12 protein-coding genes are annotated in these 16,824 nt (G+C 51.9%); 9 read left to right on the top strand and 3 right to left on the bottom strand.

Annotated features, from left to right (window positions below):
- Position 1: 1 nt before the first annotated feature.
- The 9 genes from A1OO_RS09270 (at position 2) to A1OO_RS09230 (ending at position 15,063) form a co-directional block, all read left to right on the top strand.
- Positions 2-1,615 carry a hypothetical protein gene (locus tag A1OO_RS09270; protein ID WP_017002817.1) on the top strand — a complete coding sequence of 538 codons (1,614 nt, stop codon included), beginning with the start codon at positions 2-4 and terminating at the stop codon, positions 1,613-1,615.
- Between the two features lies 1 nt (position 1,616).
- Positions 1,617-3,416: a phage tail tip fiber protein gene (locus tag A1OO_RS09265; RefSeq protein WP_017002816.1), complete on the top strand. Its 1,800-nt coding sequence runs from the start codon at positions 1,617-1,619 to the stop codon at positions 3,414-3,416.
- Between the two features lie 3 nt (positions 3,417-3,419).
- Positions 3,420-3,767: a hypothetical protein gene (locus A1OO_RS09260; RefSeq protein WP_017002815.1), complete on the top strand. Its 348-nt coding sequence runs from the start codon at positions 3,420-3,422 to the stop codon at positions 3,765-3,767.
- A 2-nt stretch (positions 3,768-3,769) separates the two neighbouring features.
- Complete coding sequence (locus A1OO_RS09255) at positions 3,770-4,171, top strand: hypothetical protein (RefSeq protein WP_017002814.1); 402 nt, start codon at positions 3,770-3,772, stop codon at positions 4,169-4,171.
- A gap of 9 nt (positions 4,172-4,180) precedes the next feature.
- Positions 4,181-4,855, top strand: a complete 675-nt coding sequence (locus A1OO_RS09250) for a hypothetical protein (RefSeq protein ID WP_017002813.1) — start codon at positions 4,181-4,183, stop codon at positions 4,853-4,855.
- A 9-nt stretch (positions 4,856-4,864) separates the two neighbouring features.
- Entirely contained in the window at positions 4,865-5,236 is a 372-nt protein-coding gene (locus tag A1OO_RS09245; RefSeq protein ID WP_017002812.1) for a hypothetical protein, read from the top strand.
- 11 nt (positions 5,237-5,247) lie between these two features.
- Positions 5,248-5,508, top strand: a complete 261-nt coding sequence (locus tag A1OO_RS09240; RefSeq protein WP_017002811.1) for a Blp family class II bacteriocin — start codon at positions 5,248-5,250, stop codon at positions 5,506-5,508.
- Positions 5,509-5,516: 8 nt separating this feature from the next.
- A complete protein-coding gene (locus A1OO_RS09235) occupies positions 5,517-6,845 on the top strand; it encodes a hypothetical protein (RefSeq protein ID WP_017002810.1) in 1,329 nt (442 codons plus the stop codon).
- Between the two features lie 70 nt (positions 6,846-6,915).
- Positions 6,916-15,063, top strand: a complete 8,148-nt coding sequence (locus A1OO_RS09230) for a PLxRFG domain-containing protein (protein WP_017002809.1) — start codon at positions 6,916-6,918, stop codon at positions 15,061-15,063.
- 81 nt (positions 15,064-15,144) lie between these two features.
- Here the strand turns inward: A1OO_RS09230 and A1OO_RS09225 are convergent, their stop codons facing one another.
- Genes A1OO_RS09225 through A1OO_RS09215 form a run of 3 tightly spaced genes read right to left on the bottom strand, consistent with a single transcriptional unit; the run spans position 15,145 to position 16,541 of the window.
- Positions 15,145-15,732, bottom strand: coding sequence for a Fic/DOC family protein (locus A1OO_RS09225; protein WP_017002808.1), 588 nt, complete (start codon positions 15,730-15,732; stop codon positions 15,145-15,147).
- Complete coding sequence (locus A1OO_RS09220) at positions 15,732-16,253, bottom strand: hypothetical protein (protein WP_017002807.1); 522 nt, start codon at positions 16,251-16,253, stop codon at positions 15,732-15,734. Before A1OO_RS09220 ends, A1OO_RS09225 begins: the two co-directional genes overlap by 1 nt.
- 24 nt (positions 16,254-16,277) lie before the next feature.
- Complete coding sequence (locus A1OO_RS09215) at positions 16,278-16,541, bottom strand: hypothetical protein (RefSeq protein ID WP_017002806.1); 264 nt, start codon at positions 16,539-16,541, stop codon at positions 16,278-16,280.
- Between the last annotated feature and the right edge of the window lie 283 nt (positions 16,542-16,824).

Genomic DNA, 16,824 nt, shown 5'->3' with positions numbered 1-16,824 from the left:
GATGTTGATTGACGTGTCGATGATGCGCGGCGAGATCCCACGGTTTAAAGCGCATCTCCTTCCCAATGAAGCGGCAACCTATGCGCTCGACTGTGAGTTTACCCATGGTGTCTTGACGCCAATGAAGCAAAACGCCATGGCCGATAACTTGCCCTTGTCACCACGCTCGCTGTTTCGATATGGCGATCATTGGCTGGTATGGTCAGGCAGTGCGGAGGTCAGTGCTATCTCTTCGCCGCAAGCAAGAGATCCGTATCAAAGGGTTTATTTTACTGGGGAGGGAAAGCCGAAAGTCACTGCGCAAGACATCGCGATTGGTCCCAACGGGGTGGGGCCACAAGCGGCGTATGATCTGGGCGTGCCCAAGCCATCTTCAGCCCCGTTGATTGTGGCCATCGATGCGAGCACGGGGGAGTCACCGCCTGAAGGTGAAGCGGCCGCCTTTGATGATGAAACGCGCTTCTATGTGCAGACGTATGTCACGCGATTTGGCGAAGAAGGTATCCCGAGCAATCCCTCTCAAGAGTTACTTGTCGAGCGTCCTGGTTCCACCGTGACGGTGCGGATCACGAGCCCGACCACGAACACGCATAACATTACCCATATCCGACTGTATCGCACGAGCACCTCACTGACGGACGAAGCGTATTTACTGGTGGACGAGGTCCCAATATCCCAATCCACTATTGTCGATGCTGCGCGAGACGCGACAGGCCCCGTGGTGGAGACCTGGGACTATGCATTGCCGCCTGAAAACTTGCAGGGACTGTGCCAGATGGCCAATGGGATCTGTGCGGGATTTAGCGGGAACGAGATTTTGTTCAGTGACGCGTATTTGCCATATGCCTGGCCAAAAAGAAATCGCGCGACCACAGAGCATGAGATTGTGGCCATCACGGCGATCGGCACCTCATTAGTGGTCGGTACAAAAGGCTACCCCTATTTGTTTTCGGGGATCACGCCCGATGCGATGACGGCCACCAAGATTGAGCGAGAGCAAGCGTGCGTCAGTGCACGCTCCATGGTCGTGATTAATGGCGTGGTGTTTTACGCCTCACCCGATGGCATCGTGGCGATTGGCTCAGACGGCGCGATACCTGCCACCGAATCCATCATTGACCCCGTGACGTGGCGAGCTCGTTGGACACCGGAAAGCCTATCGGCGGTGAGTGTGGAAGGGCTGTATGTTGCCCAAAGCGAGGGCGGCTCCTTTGTGTTTGATCCCGTCTCAATGGCGTTCACGCGAACAACAGACACTTGGGATGCCTCGTTCACCGATTTGGAAAATGACCGCCTCGTGATGGTCAATGGTCGTCAATTGCTGCATTGGCGGCAAGGCGAACAACATCGCCCACTCGTTTGGCGATCAAAGGCCTTTCTTGTGCCGAAAGACGCGTTGCTCAGCAGTGCGCGTATTCAAACGGACCATCCAGAACGGCTGTCGCTACGTTTTCTTGCCGACGGAGAAGAGGTGTTCACCGTGGCCATGGGAAGCCTGACACACGACGCCTTTCGGCTACCTTGCGTGAGAGCGACCTATTGGCAAGTGGAAGTGTCGGGGACCGCAGACGTTGATCGTATTCTTTTGGCGTCCTCGATGCAGGAGTTGGCGTGATATGACGTCAAAGTGGAACGGGCGACGCGATCTCGATGCCCTCATTGAGAACGTGGAGAAACTGACGGGGCGCCGCGGAAATGGCTTACACCGTGCGCTGACGCTGCAAGACTTGGCCGATCTCAACATCATAGGTATTCGCCGAAGCAGTGTGTCGGGAGGGTCGAAACTGATCCCTATTCCGCCGCCATCAAAACCTGGGAATACAACGTCAACGGTCGAGCGGCCAACGCTGCCACAAGGCATGCAAGGATATGGCGGATTTGGCGCTATCTTGATCCGATGGAACGTACCCGATTATGCGGGACATTCGCACACCGAAATTTGGAAGGCCTCACCCGATGAGGAGGGCAATGCCCCTTCGCTGTCTGACGCGGTCATGATTGGCACGACTCGCGCGACTTTGTTTAGCGATGTGGTGTCCACGGGGGCCACGTTTTATTTCTGGCTTCGCCATGTGAATGTGAAAGACATCCCAGGGCCTTACACCGACGAAGGTGGGCTTTATGTCGAAACCAGTGTGGATATTAGTCGCGTCATCGATGAGATTGGTGAGCAACTTGAAGACTCAGAGCTGATTGCTTTTCTGCGCCAAGATATTGCACAAACGGGCGAAACGTTCGACAACATGTGGGGCGTCAAACAACAAGCCGGTGACATTCAAGCGGGCATTGGCTTACTTGCCAAAGAAGATGGCACCAGTCAGGTCGCGATTGCGGCGTCCAGTGTGGTGATCTTCGATCCCAACCAGGACACGGAAGAGGGACAACCTACCTTGTCACCGCTGTTCGCCATTGACGACGGCAATGTGGTGATCCCACGTGCCCTCATCCGAAAGGCCACCATTCAAATTCTGGATGCCCAAATCATTACCGCCGACAAAGTGGTTTCAGGGATAAGCATGGAAAGTCCCGTGATCACGGGCGGTACGTTCTATGGCGGGGACGCCTTTTTTGGCGTTGGTGGACCTTATGGTGGTTATCACACGCACATCACCAACGACGGCAGAGTGTATACCGATGACTTGTATGCCAGTGGCTATATTTTCGGCTCAGAGATCCATGGCACGTCGGTATATAGCTCCGCCGTGCACAGTACGAGCATCACGGGCGGGTCTATCTACGGCGCCCGTATCACCACGATACAAAACTATTACGCGTGCTTGGGTGATAACCATTCTGCGCGCGCTTACCCTTGGAATGGTGGGCTGTCTGTCGCGTGTTTACCGCGGTTTAACGGACACAACGAAGTGGGAGCGGGTCACAACGATTCGGGATGGAAAAGTCTCACCTCAAACCTTTACAGTGCCGGCGATTTGACGACACCGACTCACGTTGATGAGGTTCGCCGATTTCGATTTCGCACCATTGCGCCAGGCGCCTTTCGCATCAAAATGTGTGCACCAAGGGCGGGGGGCACACGCTTTGGCGGGTTTCGTCTCGCGCTCATGAACAGCTATGGGCACATTGTTGCGACCAGTGATTCTTTTACCAGTGCACTGGGACACTCTCGCGCATTACGTGCCGGTGACACGTTCACCTGTGGGCAGATGACGTTTGTGGTTGAGACGGCCATTTACAATGCGAGCAGCGAATATGCGCAGCAGATGGGCATGGCGTATAGAGGCAGCGGGGGCATGTACTGTGTTTTTCGCAATGCAAAAACCTTGTATGGCGTCGGTTGGACGACGAATCCGTCTTCCACCCATCGTCTGGCTATTCGTCAGGAATCCGCGCATGACTATGGCGGTTTTAAAACCATTATCGATTGGGATGTGAATAACGCGATTGATCCGAGGTGATGGATGTTTAGCGCCAAAGAAACGTATCAGTTTTACCGTGATGATAGCGTCATGACGTTTGACGAATTTCAGTCACTGTTTGACCAGGGTGTGATCACACAGGAGGAATACGACACACGCCATGCGTTAATGATGGAGGTGGTCGAAGGGAATGTGGAAAAAGAGCGGGAGTGGAGAAACCACGAATTGGTGTTAACGGACAGACTCATGCCGGCCGACGCCACGTACAACGGGGCGTTGATTAAAGCCAGCACGTATGAGCAAGACATCGCCGCTTACCGTCAACGTTTGAGAGATTACGACTTTCGGCTTTCTCCTCGCCCCTTGCGACCTGCTTGGTATGAGGGCTAGCGATGACGGTAGAAAAAGCCAAGTGGCCGGACTATCGGGACGTGTTGCTTCCGATCATTCAAGAAACCCAGACGCGAAACCAGCATGCGTTCGCGAAAGAGATTGACGAGGCACTGACCGATGGCAGTGCCTTTTTGTTTGTAGGGGCGGATGGATTTTTTGTCTTACGACCGTTTGAGCGTAACAACGGGACCTTATGGGTCACGGTGATGTTCGCGTTTAACTGGGCGGGGAATGCGATTGAGCGTTATCAAGCGACCGTGGAAAAGCTCTCACGGCAGATTGGGGCAAGGGGGCTGGATCTCTACACCAAGGTAGCAGGGCTTTCGCTTCTTTTTGAACGTCAGGGGTTTCAACAAATCAGTGTGCGTGACGGGGTTCAGCACTGGGAGAAGCGACTGTGAGGACAGGGCATGGGCGGTAAAGGCGGCAGCAATGAAGTGAAAGAGACGTCAGCGCAAATCGCGGCGTCGGAAGTGGCGCAAAAGCAGTGGGAGATCTACGAGAACGAACTGAGTCAACATATCGACGTTTTCCGTGGGCGAATAAACAACTTTCGCGCGGATGCCAACATGTCTGAACGGGGATCGAACGTCAATTTGGCCTATCAAGATGCCTTCAGTAACACAAAGGGTGATGCCGCGAAGGCCATGGCGGCCAGTGGGGTTGACCCTTCCAGTGGCAAGTTCACGCAAACCATGGCACAGATGAGCACGGAGCAAGGGACAGGAACCACCGACACGGTTAATCGTGCGCAAGCCGCGGAGCAGGACAAATACATAGCGGGGCTCTCTGATTATGTGGCGATGGGCGTAGGTGAACAATCGGATGCCCTGCAAGGGCTCAGTGATGTGGCGTCTCTCAGTACCCAAAAGGCGATCAATGATGCGGCCACGGCTTTTAACAAACGGTCGTCAAACTTGCAGCTTGCAGGCGCAGCAGCCGGTGTCGGGCTTCGCAGTTACATGGGCATGCAAAAAGGGCCAACCGCACAAAATGGGGTAGGCGATGGTATTAGCACCATGCGCAAGCAACGTGATGTCTCACCTTATGGCATGCACAACCGCGCCGACACGCTTTACGCATAAGGAGGTTACATGGGCATCGCGGCAGATCGTTACGCGGAACTCTCTCGTCAGAACTACGACGATTGGCTCAAACGTTTTTACCCTTCCCAGAAACGTCTGCTTGAGGAATCTCAAAATGGCGTTCTCCTCAATGAGCAATTAAGCCGAGTAGACAGTGTCGCGAAGCAATCGATGGCAGGGGCAAACTTGGCTGATGCGAATCGGATGGGGCGCTATGGCGTGGCGCCAGGTCAAGATACCAACCGTCAGGCCAATATGGCGCTGTCGGTGGCCAAAGCGAAAAACAGTTTGCGTGAACACGAAAGAGACCGCTCGTTAAGGGCGTTATCGGGCGGATCGACCGGATTACGTCAGTATGCCGATCACAATGTCGCCTCGTAAGGAGAGAAGCCATGGGATACAGCATTACCAGTTTGGCAAACAATACCAAGCGCATGGCGATGGGGGGCTTGCGAGATGCCGCCAATCGCGAGGAGCAGATGGAATCGGCCAATAAACAACTCAAGCAAGCTGAGCGTCAACAGAAAATGAGCGCGACCGTGGGCGGTGCGACAACGGGGGCCATGATTGGCGCCCAGTATGGGTCGGTAGGCGGACCATGGGGCGCGGTGATTGGGGCAGCAGCCGGTTTTGTTCTCGGCAATTTATTTTAGGAGCGAACATGAGCAGACTCGACACGCGGGGTTTCATGGACGGTGCGCTTCGTGCATTTGATGTGGCTGATCGGTACTTTCAGCGCAAAGACGATGCCCAATACCGTCGTGAACGGGACACGGAAAACGATCGCCGGTACAACGAATCGTTAAATCTTCGCCATGCCGAAGAGACGCGCCGGCAGACGCAGTTTGAGGACCTGTATGGTGTCGATGGCCAGGGGGGCGCATTGGCGCAAGATCGGGCACGACAAAGTGAATCACATGAACAAACGCTAAAGCTTCGAGATGCGCAACTTGCCAATGCAAATTCCGCTAAGCGAAGGAATGACTACTTGCATCAGCAAGAGCAAAAGTCAGTCTACATCAATGAAAATGCGCCCTTACTCAATGCCGGCTGGCAGCGGTTTATGGAAACCGGTGAAACGGATGCGGTGTTTGATGATGAGCGAGTCAAAGGCGGTGCGTATGATCCCAGACGCTACTTGGACCCCGAACTGAATCACGCTGCCGACGTGCTTGAAGCCAACATACCGAAGGTCATTAATGGCGAGGGGGACTTTAACGATCCTGAGTTAAAAGCCGCGTTCTCTTCCTTCTATCAATCCAATCTCAAGGCTGCGGTTGGGCAAAAAGACCCCAAAACAGGGAAAGCGATCAAGCAGGTTCGATGGGGAGGATTGACCTTCGCGAACGATATTCAGCCTGAGTTAGAGGGAGAACAACCTGGGCTCGTGATCACCGCTGACGTGATGTACGAAGGAGACGATGAATGGGTAGCGCGTCCCATCACGCAAGGACGCTCCACCGCGGATGATGACAACGTCAAAGTCATTCCGTTAGAACATGCCCTTCAAGATATTACCGGACAGCTCAAGCTCCGACGCCAGGCCTCACTGTCGCCCACCTACCGATCGGTGTTTCACCCGAAAGGGAAAGACACGGAGAAGGACTTGAGAAAAGCCCTGTTAGACGTTGAGAAACAGCGCAGTGAAGCGCTAAAAGAGCTCAGTATCGGCAGCACGCCCGAGCAACTTGAAGCGATGAATCAACACTATGATGGCCAAGCGCAAAAAGTCAGGGCGCTATTTAACGATGAGCCGCAAATGCCGTCTTCACCGCCCACTCATGATATTGACCAATGGGCGGGAAATGACGCCAATAAACACGGCTTTTTGAATGCACTGCGCGAAAAGGGCCAAGAGGTGGCGGGTGTGGATGTCGCCACGATTGATCTCGCCTACAAGGATCAAATCAACAAGCAAAAAGCCGCCAAGTCTGAACAGCTGGCCGGTCAAATTCGGACTGAGAACGCCAAACGATACGCCTCTCGATAGCCCTTTTATGAACAACCGAGCCGTTGCCCTTGTGGGTAGCGGCTTTTTTTTGTCTCTCTTGGAGCAACATATGCCAAACGAATCACGTGGAAACAACCCTGACGCGACAGTGAATGGGCGCACCGACATGACGTTTGAGTTATCGGATGACTTTGATTTGAACGCCTACGCACCGACAAAAAACCTGGAAGTCACCGCAGGCGACGCGGCCAAAGCGGTAGCGATTGGCGCGATGAACAGCGTGGAAGGCGGCACGGAAGTCGTAAGCCAGACACAGAATTACTTAGGCGATAAGGCGCGAGAGTTAGGTGTGCCCGATGCATTGATTGATGCCGCGAACTACACACCGCAAGGTTTGGCCGCCAATTATGTGTCCTGGGTGGGAGACATCATGGGTCAAGGTGCAGATGCCGTCAGAGATACGCTGACGGATGACGGCAAAGAAGCCCTTGAGACATTGCCCGTGTCTGAATCGCCCGATGGAAGCTGGAAGTTTTCCACGGATCCTGCTGTCTGGGGAATGCAATTGAGCCAAGGGCTTGGGTATCTGGCGCCTACCGTGGCGTCTGCCATCGCAACGGGCGGGATGTCGTTACCCAATGCGGTGAGTTCATTGACGAGCATGGCGGTCCGCTCGGGAGCCAGGCCGGAGCTAGCGGCAAAAGCGGCAACACATGCGGTGAATCTGCTGACGAAAGCGCCCACAGCGGCGGTGTCTATGGCGAGCGATGTGGGCGCGCAAGGCCAGCAATCCAAAGAAAGTATCTTGAACACGCCGTTTGAAGACTTGCTGAAAAGTGAGGTGTTTACGTCAGCGTTTATGGATGTCGATACCGACCCCGAGTTCGCTTTGCTCAGTGATGACCAAAAACTAGAAGAAGCGAGAGCACGCGTTGCCAATGGTGCCTCTCAAGCCACGATGACCGACCCACTCACGTTGGGGGCAAGTGTCGCAGCAACACTTGTCGGCGATGTTCCTTTGGCAAACGCACTGGTTAAAGGAACGGGAAAAGGCATCATGAAAGGCGCGGCGATAGGGGCGGTGCGTGAAGCACCCACAGAAGCCCTCCAAGGTGGCGTTGAGCAGTATGTGTCGAACAAGGTCGCTAATGAATTCGCCGGTACAGATAAAGCGTTGATGGATGGCGTGGCACTTGGTGCCGTGAATGAAGCCGCGATTGGCGGTGTCCTCGGCAGTGGCATGGGCGCCGTTGGCGGGGCACGCGCCGCGCCGCCAGAGCCGGAGGTGATTGCGCCTCACCCTGGATCCGTTGAAACAGCGCCAGATGGGCAAGCAGGTCCCAATGTTTCACCTGTGGAGGAGCCGTCCCTCGCTGAAACAGAGGAAACAGTCCAACCGGTAGCGCCATCGCAAGACGTCAATATCGCGCCAACAGACAGTGACGCAGCTGACCCGCTCACTGCCAAGCGTGACCAGTCTCGCGCCGTGTTGCGTGAAAAACAGGTATTGAGCGACCCCTCAAATCATGACATTCAACTGTTAAAGCGTGCTTATGCCTTTGATGCGCAGAAAACCGATGCGGCACTTGAACGTATTGAACAAGGAGATATCACGGCTGAACAAGACATCTATGCGTTAGCAGAACAAGCGTCCTCGTTGGATATAGATGAAACGGGTGTGCAGCAAGCCTTCGATGCCGCGGTGGAAAAACGTCAGGCGGGACAACAATCGGGGTACGTGGCGGCTCAGTCAAAAGCAGAACGCTACATTACCGCCATCGAGCAAGGCCGTCAGCAACTGACAGAAGAACGCGATGGCGTGCCCACCTATAAGCCATACTCCCCGCCTTACGATCCGCGTCTAGAAGAGGCGCAAGCCGAGCGTGATGGTAGGCAAACGCCACACCGAGATTTTGACGCAGACATTGCTAGAGCTGAATTGCTCAAGCGTGAAGCGAATGCGGAGCGTGCGTTAAAACCGGAAGAGCCAGAAACACGTGATGGTGATGTCACAAAAACATTTCAACGCGATAAGGCTTGGCGTCAGGCACGACATCAGGCTGAGGCGCAGCGTTCTGAGCTCATTCCTTTGTCCGATTTTTCAGAGACAGTCAAGAAAACCAAGTCGATGCGTAAACGGTTAAGTAAACGCATGGCCAAAGCTAACCCACAGTTGAAAGCGGCCTTGCTTGAATCGCTTCGCCATGCGCCGGAGCGATTAGCGGCATTCAATGCTGAGGCAGAAAGACGTCAGGCTGTTAACGAGGCGAAGCCCGAGACCATTGAACGACGTGCGAAAACGGAAGCCCTTTTTTCGCCAGCGACAGAAACGAACGCGGTACCTGATTTTTCACCCAATGCCATTAAGCAGGTGATGGATGATTTGCGATCGCGCGGTGAAAATCTTATTCGTACGTTGCCCAAGCATGAGCAGCTGACGGCGCGAGAGGATCTAAGAAAAGCCGAAGCGTTTGTGAAAACACGCCTGAGCATGATGCGTGATGAAGCTAAAACTCGCCGTACAAAAAAGCTAAAAGAGTTCATGCCACGCTATCAGCCAGAAATCGAAAAGGACGCGCCCTCCAGTCCTAATGATGGGGCGGTGTCAGAATCACAGACGGTGACAAAGAACATCGAGCCTCATAACGATACCCCGCCAAATCGCATTGAAGATGTCGGCGAAAAAATTGGTGGTGCGCGAAAAGACGTATGGGGCGCCTACGCTGACTCGATAAAAGGAGAAACACCGGAAGACATTCAGTCTCTGACACTCTCAAACGCCTGGCCCCAACCCAATTACATCGCCTTATTGGACCAAGGTGTATCGTTGACAGCCATCAGTCTTTTCCGCGCCATGCGTGACAGCATTCCCCCAAAACCTCGGCGTGCGCACAAGTTAGTGCCATGGGCGTACGCCCTTAAACGTATGCGTGATGTGTCGATGGCTGCGGTTAAGGGGGCACTAACACCTGAGGAGGTGACTGACGCGCTTAAAAAGTCATCGAGCAGGGACAGCCATAAAGTGATGGGGAGAGCCGCGCTCTATGATGCCGTGGGTCATGCGCATAGTCTGGCGCATCTATCTCTGACAAGCGGGCATTACAGCATGTTCAAAGGTGAAACGTTTGACCCTCCTAAAACGATATGGACGGTGGAACGTTCGGCCAAAGGCAGTGCTTATGGGAACTGGCCAAGGCTCTTATCCTATGGCGACACCAAAGACGCGGCCATTGAAGAGTTTAAAGCGCAATACGAAAAATTGATGAGCCAACCTAAAAAGCGCAAGGCGGCCTCGTTTGATGTCTACACCAAGCGCAGTGAGCCTGGGTATTTTGTCGGTAAAAAAGTCGGGCGTTCATACATTGACCTTGCAGGCCCGATAGACAGCCTTGGGGAAGCCCGCCGTATGGTCGATGAAGACCATGATGCGTTGGCAGACAAACTGGATGCCGCAAAGTTTACGCCGCCACCTCGTCGTGACACCAATGATCCGCGTGTCGGTGAAGACATGCGCCAAGGCAGCGATGTCAAAGCTGAGGACTTTGCGAAGACCTTTGGGTTTCGTGGCGTGGAATTTGGCAATTGGGTGGAGCAAGGCAAGCGTCAGTCGATGGTGAACGATGCCTATGACGCATTGATGGACATGGCCGCCATTCTTGGTATTTCACCGAAAGCGATATCCCTCAATGGACAACTTGGACTCGCATTTGGCGCAAGAGGGCGTGGCGGTGTTGATCCCGCTGCGGCGCATTACGAGCCTGGCAAGGTGGTGATCAATCTGACTAAAAAGCATGGCGCGGGTTCGCTCGGGCATGAGTGGTGGCATGCGTTAGATAACTACTTCGCCAAATTGGATAATGGAAGTCACAAACCCAGTGATGCCTTCATGACAACCAACACGGGGACGCACTGGGGGAATGACCATCAAGTGCGTGTTGAAATGCGCGATGCCTTCATGAACGTGATGACCACAATTGGGAAGAGTGATCTCAAAGCGCGTTCTATGGTGCATGACCGAAAAAGAAGTAAAGACTATTGGTCCACGCCCGTTGAAATGAGTGCACGTGCATTTGAATCGTATTTGATTGCAAAACTTGCCGATCAGGATGCAAGGAATGACTTTCTCGCCAACATCGCAAGTGAATCCGCGTGGGAGAAAAATGCGATTGGCAGTGACGTTAAAAATGCGTATCCCTACCCAACAGCATCGGAATCTCAATCACTCCGACGCGCCTATGACCGCTTGTTCAATACCATCGAGCAACAGGAATTCGACGATGGGCGGGTGATGCTGTACTCCCGTGAAGGCGTCTCCAGGCAACGTGCCCGTATCAAAGGTATGTCCGTCAAGCATGCAGAGTTAGGGGTACAGCAGTGGTTGAAAGAATATCGCGGGGGAGCGGGGATACACATAGAGGTGGTCCCAACGCAAAAAAGTGCCGAACAGATGCTTGGTCGCTCCTTTCCTGACGCCACCGTCCATGCCTTTTATCACGATCAGAGTGCCGCTGTGGTATTGGTCGCTGAAAACATCAAAGACATGAAAATGCTTCGCCAGAAACTTCGCCATGAAGTGTTGGTTCATCACGGATTGAAAGCGGTGGTGGGGGACAGCGAATATCAAAAGCTCGTCGAGCGGGTGCATGCGGGCAAGCAATCCAAGCACCTTAAACCGCTTTGGGACACAGTCCTGAAACACTACGCCGATCAAGACCCGCTCACGCAAGTCGAAGAAGTGTTAGCCCATGCGTCAGAGATTGAGCGAAGCCGTATTCAACAATGGTGGGATCGCCTTGTTGCCGCCATTGCGCGGGCTTTGCGTAAGGTGGGGCTGATGCGCCCAAGCGACATGACACGTGCAGAAATGAACAACATTGTTCAGACATTGATTGACCGCATCAAGTCGGTGAACCATTGGAAAGTTCAGGCCACCCCATCCAATAAGCGATCGTCGCTGTCGCAAGCAAAGTTCAGTCGGGTGCAGGACGAGGCACCGCTTATTCGAGGTGAGCCAATTCACGGCAAAACCTACAAAGAAATCAGGCTAAAAGCACTTGCAAAAGGTTTTCTGTTGGCAGGGCGAGCATACCTTAACAAGGGCTCTGGCATATCGGTTAGCGTGGGTAAAACGGGGATCAAACATACAATGAAAGGCGCGATGCCCGATTTGGCTGCATCGATTCCCTATACCGGCGAGCTCATTGAAAAATCCGTGTATTTAGGGGAGATCGAAGAGTCAAAAGGTAACAAAAACGATATCGCCCATCATCGGTTTGGCGCGCATTTTGAAGTAGAAGGCAGAGTGCATGACGTTGTCATTGATGTGCGCGAAATGCCGGATGGCAAGTTTTATTATGACCATTCCTTTGAGCGGGATGATTCAGCTTCCGATGGCAACAGTTCGGGGCCGCGCCTACATGCCCAAGGACCCATTGTACCAAGGGAGGGAGCGGAAGCTGAGAGTAAAACCGTAACACCAGATGACGACGATGTGAAGTTTTCTCGCACACAGAACATGACGTTTGAAGAGGCCATGGCGCAGGTGGAGCGCGGGAAAACACCGGCTGATCGGTTTAAATCCGCGCTCAGCTCGGTGGCGTTAGCCGTCAAGGGTGTTGCCGGCGGCAAGGTGGGGTTGGGTGCCGTGTCACTTCGCCAATTGTCGGATTTGGCCGCTGACACGCTACCCATGCTGAAAACCTATGTCGATACCGTCCATCGTATGCTGACAAGGCGTAATCAAATGGCGTTTGAGTCAGCGGAGATAGCGCAAGACATTCGTAAGTGGGCAGCAAAGAATCAGCATGATGCAGACACGATGTTTGGGCTTGCCCATCAAGCGACTGTGGAGGGCGTGGATCCTGATGGTAAGTTTGTTTCTGCAGCTGCAGCCATTGAGCGGCGTATCGAGTACGTCGAAAACATCAATGAGGGCAGTCATAAGACTCAAGCGCAAACTGATGAGCTGAAAGAGCTTAGAAGTAATCTGATTAACGAACCACATCGGCAGGCAAAACATGCGCAGCTAAAACGGCAGTTCGATAGGTTGCCTGAAGAGGCGAAAACGCATTATCGCTCAATGCGAGATAACTACAAACAACGTCACCATGACTATCGGCGTCTGCTAGAACAGCAAATACAGAATGCCGAGGTCGATGGCAGGAGAAAGAAGAAACAGATTGCAGAGCTTCGCACCGTCTTTGATTTGCAAGAGGTTAACGCACCCTATTTCCCGCTAACACGTTTTGGTAAATATTGGCTGTCTTCCGTCGATGAGAACGGCGAAAAGCGTTACATGATGTTCGATAGTGAAGCAGAACAAACCGGTACCGCTGACCGGCTCCGTAAGAAGGGGTTTGATGTAAATACAGGTTACCGCCTGGAAGGCAATACGGGTATTAGCGGGGCGAGCCTAAGTTTTGTTACGGATTTTATTGGTAAGGTCGACGGCACATCGTTGAATGAGGCCAAGAAAGAAGAAATCAAAGACGCTATCTATCAGCTTTACCTGCAGGCACTCCCGTCTCGCTCAATGCGCAAACAGTTTCTTCACCGTAAGAAAGTCAAAGGGTGGAGCAATGATGCGCTGCGGGCCATGGCATCGAACATGATGAAAGGTGCGTATCAGCTCGCTAGGATGGAATATGCTGATGAATTGACCAAGCATGCCAATGACACATCAAAGGCAGCTGACGCATCGGGTGACAATCAAGCCGGTCGCTATGCCGAAGAGCTCTTGAAGCGTCACGATTGGGTGATGAACCCAAAACATTCAAGCGTCGCTCAACACATTACGTCACTGGGTTTTATCTGGATGCTAGGTGTGTCTCCGGCCGCTGCCGCCGTCAACACGACTCAGAATTTCGTGGTGGCGTTACCGATTCTTGCGAGTAAGTTTGGTTCAGCCAAAGCGGCGGGTGCGTTGACGCGAACTATGAAAGAGTTTGTGACCAGTAAAGGAAAAATCCTCAATAAGCTCAATGGATATGACGAAAAGGATGCCTATCAACAATGGCATGACATGGGCCTTTTGGATGCGACCAATGCGCATGATTTAGCCGGAATGGCCGAAGCGGAGAATTGGCAATACAACGAGAATCGCGAAAAAGTGATGGGTATGGTGAGCGCACTGTTCCATAAAGCCGAAGTGTTTAACCGCGAAACAACCGCGATTGCTGCTTATCGTTTGTCGAGGCAAAAAGGGATAAGCCATGAGGCGTCAGTCAAAGCCGCTGCTGACATGACGTGGGACGCTCACTTTGACTATACCAATGCCAATCGCGCTCGATACATGCAATCTCCCTCGATGAAAGTCATTACCCAGTTCAAGCAATACAGCCAGAACATGACGTATTACTTACTGCGCAATCTATATGTTGGTTTTAAGGGAGCAACAGTCGAAGAAAAATCGGCAGCACGAAAGCAGCTTTTCGGCACACTTGGGTTGACGGCATTGCTAGGTGGCGTAAGTGCTATGCCTCTTGGAATGCTTTACGCGCTCGCCAATGCGTTGGATGCGGCCTTTGGTGACGATGATGAGCCCTGGGATGCAGAGATTGAATTCAAAGCCTACCTATCCGACATCGTCGGAAAAGAGATGAGTGACTTGGTTCTCTATGGCGCGGGTGGTGCCGGTGTATCTCCCCGTATTTCACTTGATGGCCTTTGGATCCGCGATCCCAATAGAGATTTGGAAGGGCAGGACTTGTGGACTCATTACGCGCAGCAAATTGCAGGACCCGTTCTTGGTGGTGTGGTGATGGGCGCAATTCGTGGTAGCCAGGACATCTCTGATGGTAAATACGGGCGAGGAATCGAAAAGATTGTGCCTAAATTTGTTCGAGATCCGATGAAGGCATTTCGGTACGAGGAAGAGGGCGCGTTGAACTATCGGGGGGATGCTTACAAGGAGAAAGGTGATTTCATTTGGCATCAACTCTTGCTGCAAGGCATTGGGTTCTCAGACCACGACTTGATGAAACAGTATGAGCAAAATAATGCCATCAAGGGCTATGAGAAACACATACTCGACCGACGCCGAGACCTAATGACGGCGTATTGGTTGGCGGCCAAGCAAGCTGATGCCGCGTTGATGCTTGATGTAAAAAAGCAAATAGGGAAATTCAATTATGTTCATCGGCCTATTGCGATAGATGCAAGAGCGCTTAGACGGTCAATTAAAGCTAGACAACGAGCGAGTCATGAGAATACAGAGGGTATACGGGTGACGAAAAGCTTGCGGTATTTGGATAATTGATAGTTTGTTAATCCAGTCGGGCTGATAAAGGCTACCAGTTCAGAACGGTCGCCTTCAAACTGATTTTTGCACAAAACTGCGTTATAGCAAGTTAATAGCCCTCCTAAACAGTATGGCCATTGGCTCCGGATCGAATACACCCATTACGTTAGCATTTAGCCACTCCTTACGCTCTATTTCGCCCCACATAACCACATAGCCGTTGCTGTTTGCAATGAAGTCAAATAGGTATCTCTGAGTTCGTCCGTTTCCCTCCCTGAAAGGATGTAGCAAATTAAACTCACAATAATGTTCGGCAAGCTTTTCAGCGAATTGAGCTATCGGCAGTCCTTTAAGCCATTTATCTTCCGCCAACGCAGCAAACAACTTTGTGGCCTCTAGCTCTATAAAGTTACAGTTGCAAAAACGCGTATCACCCTTGGTTATATCACAAGTCCTGAGCTTGCCAGCCCAAGGATAGAGATCGCTAAAAAGTGAAGCGTGGATCTGCTCCATTGTTCGCAAGTTATAAGGAGGGTGACGAAATTGAATCTTTTGCGCTGCGGCCTCAGTTAGATCAACCTCCAACTCTTCGAGGATGTAGATATTTCGCTCGTCGAAATTGTTAATCAGTACATCTGTACCAGGGTAGCAATACGGATCGCCATAGATAGGCGTGTACTTGTCCATTATCCTTTGTTCCTTTTTTTGAGTATGCGAGCGATAATCTCTTCCTTCGACTCAGTTTTGGGTTCGCCCGACACTGTGATCCCCTCTAAGTTCGAAGAACCTTTGAAGCTACTAGCGTTGTTCATGGCGTAAAGCTCTTCAGGAGTTAATTTTCTCTGATATGACTCAAAGATAGCCCTCAATGCCGAATAGTACTGTTCAAGCTGAGCCCAAGATCGTGCCTTTACATCTCTGGCCAAACTCTTTCTCAGATACAGTTTTACATCTCGAAAAGATTTGCCCTTACGTATATCCTCCCAAGGAGGCATCTCAGAGCATGGTTTCGCAATCATTACCAAAAATGCCTTGAGATCTTCAGATCCTTTGATTGGCTCAGAGATCCCCGTCAGCTCCTTAAGGTCACGAGAGAAGTTCTGATAACTCGAGGACATATTCAGTAAGCTAATGTCATCCCTAAGAACCAGAAACCGATAAGCCTTAATTAAGTCTTTTCTTAATATTTCCATTCCGTGATCGCCCATTGAAACGTGCTTAACAAGCAATTGTTAGTAAACATAAGTGGCACGAAGAGTGTCTAACTTTGTTCTTCCATGAGGCGCGGTATGATTCCCAGCAATAACTTCTACCTCGAAGCCATCAATACAAGGCCAAATTCGATTCTGTAACCACTCAGTAACAGAGGAGCTTCCCGCAGCCTTCCTTGCATAATTGTAGTCTTCAACCATCGCTGCCCGAGGCGCACGAACCCTAATCACAACCTCCTCAAGCGCTAATACTTTCGCCTCAAAGTCAGCTACTGAAACACTCATTTATAACTCCTTACTAGAAATTTGTACTCTGCTGGTACATTCAGTTATCGCAATAATAGCCACTTATTACAACTTTAATTTAAGCTTAATTGGGTATTAATTAGCATGAAGCGGGTGTCAATTCACTACTTTCACAAAAGAGACAAAATATCAAATGCTTATGAGTGGACGTTAAAGACTTTGGTTGCTAGCTTGAGTGTACAGTCCATAGACACTAGACAGGCATTAGAAAAAACAAGCCAAAAGATGATTTAGAGGCGTAAGCGGTAACTAACTCGCCTTT

The sequence above is a fragment of the Enterovibrio norvegicus FF-33 genome, assembly GCF_000286835.2.
GTDB classification, from domain to species: Bacteria; Pseudomonadota; Gammaproteobacteria; order Enterobacterales; family Vibrionaceae; genus Enterovibrio; species Enterovibrio norvegicus_A.
Note: the sequence above shows the minus strand (reverse complement) of the source record. Positions and strands in the feature narration are given on the sequence as shown.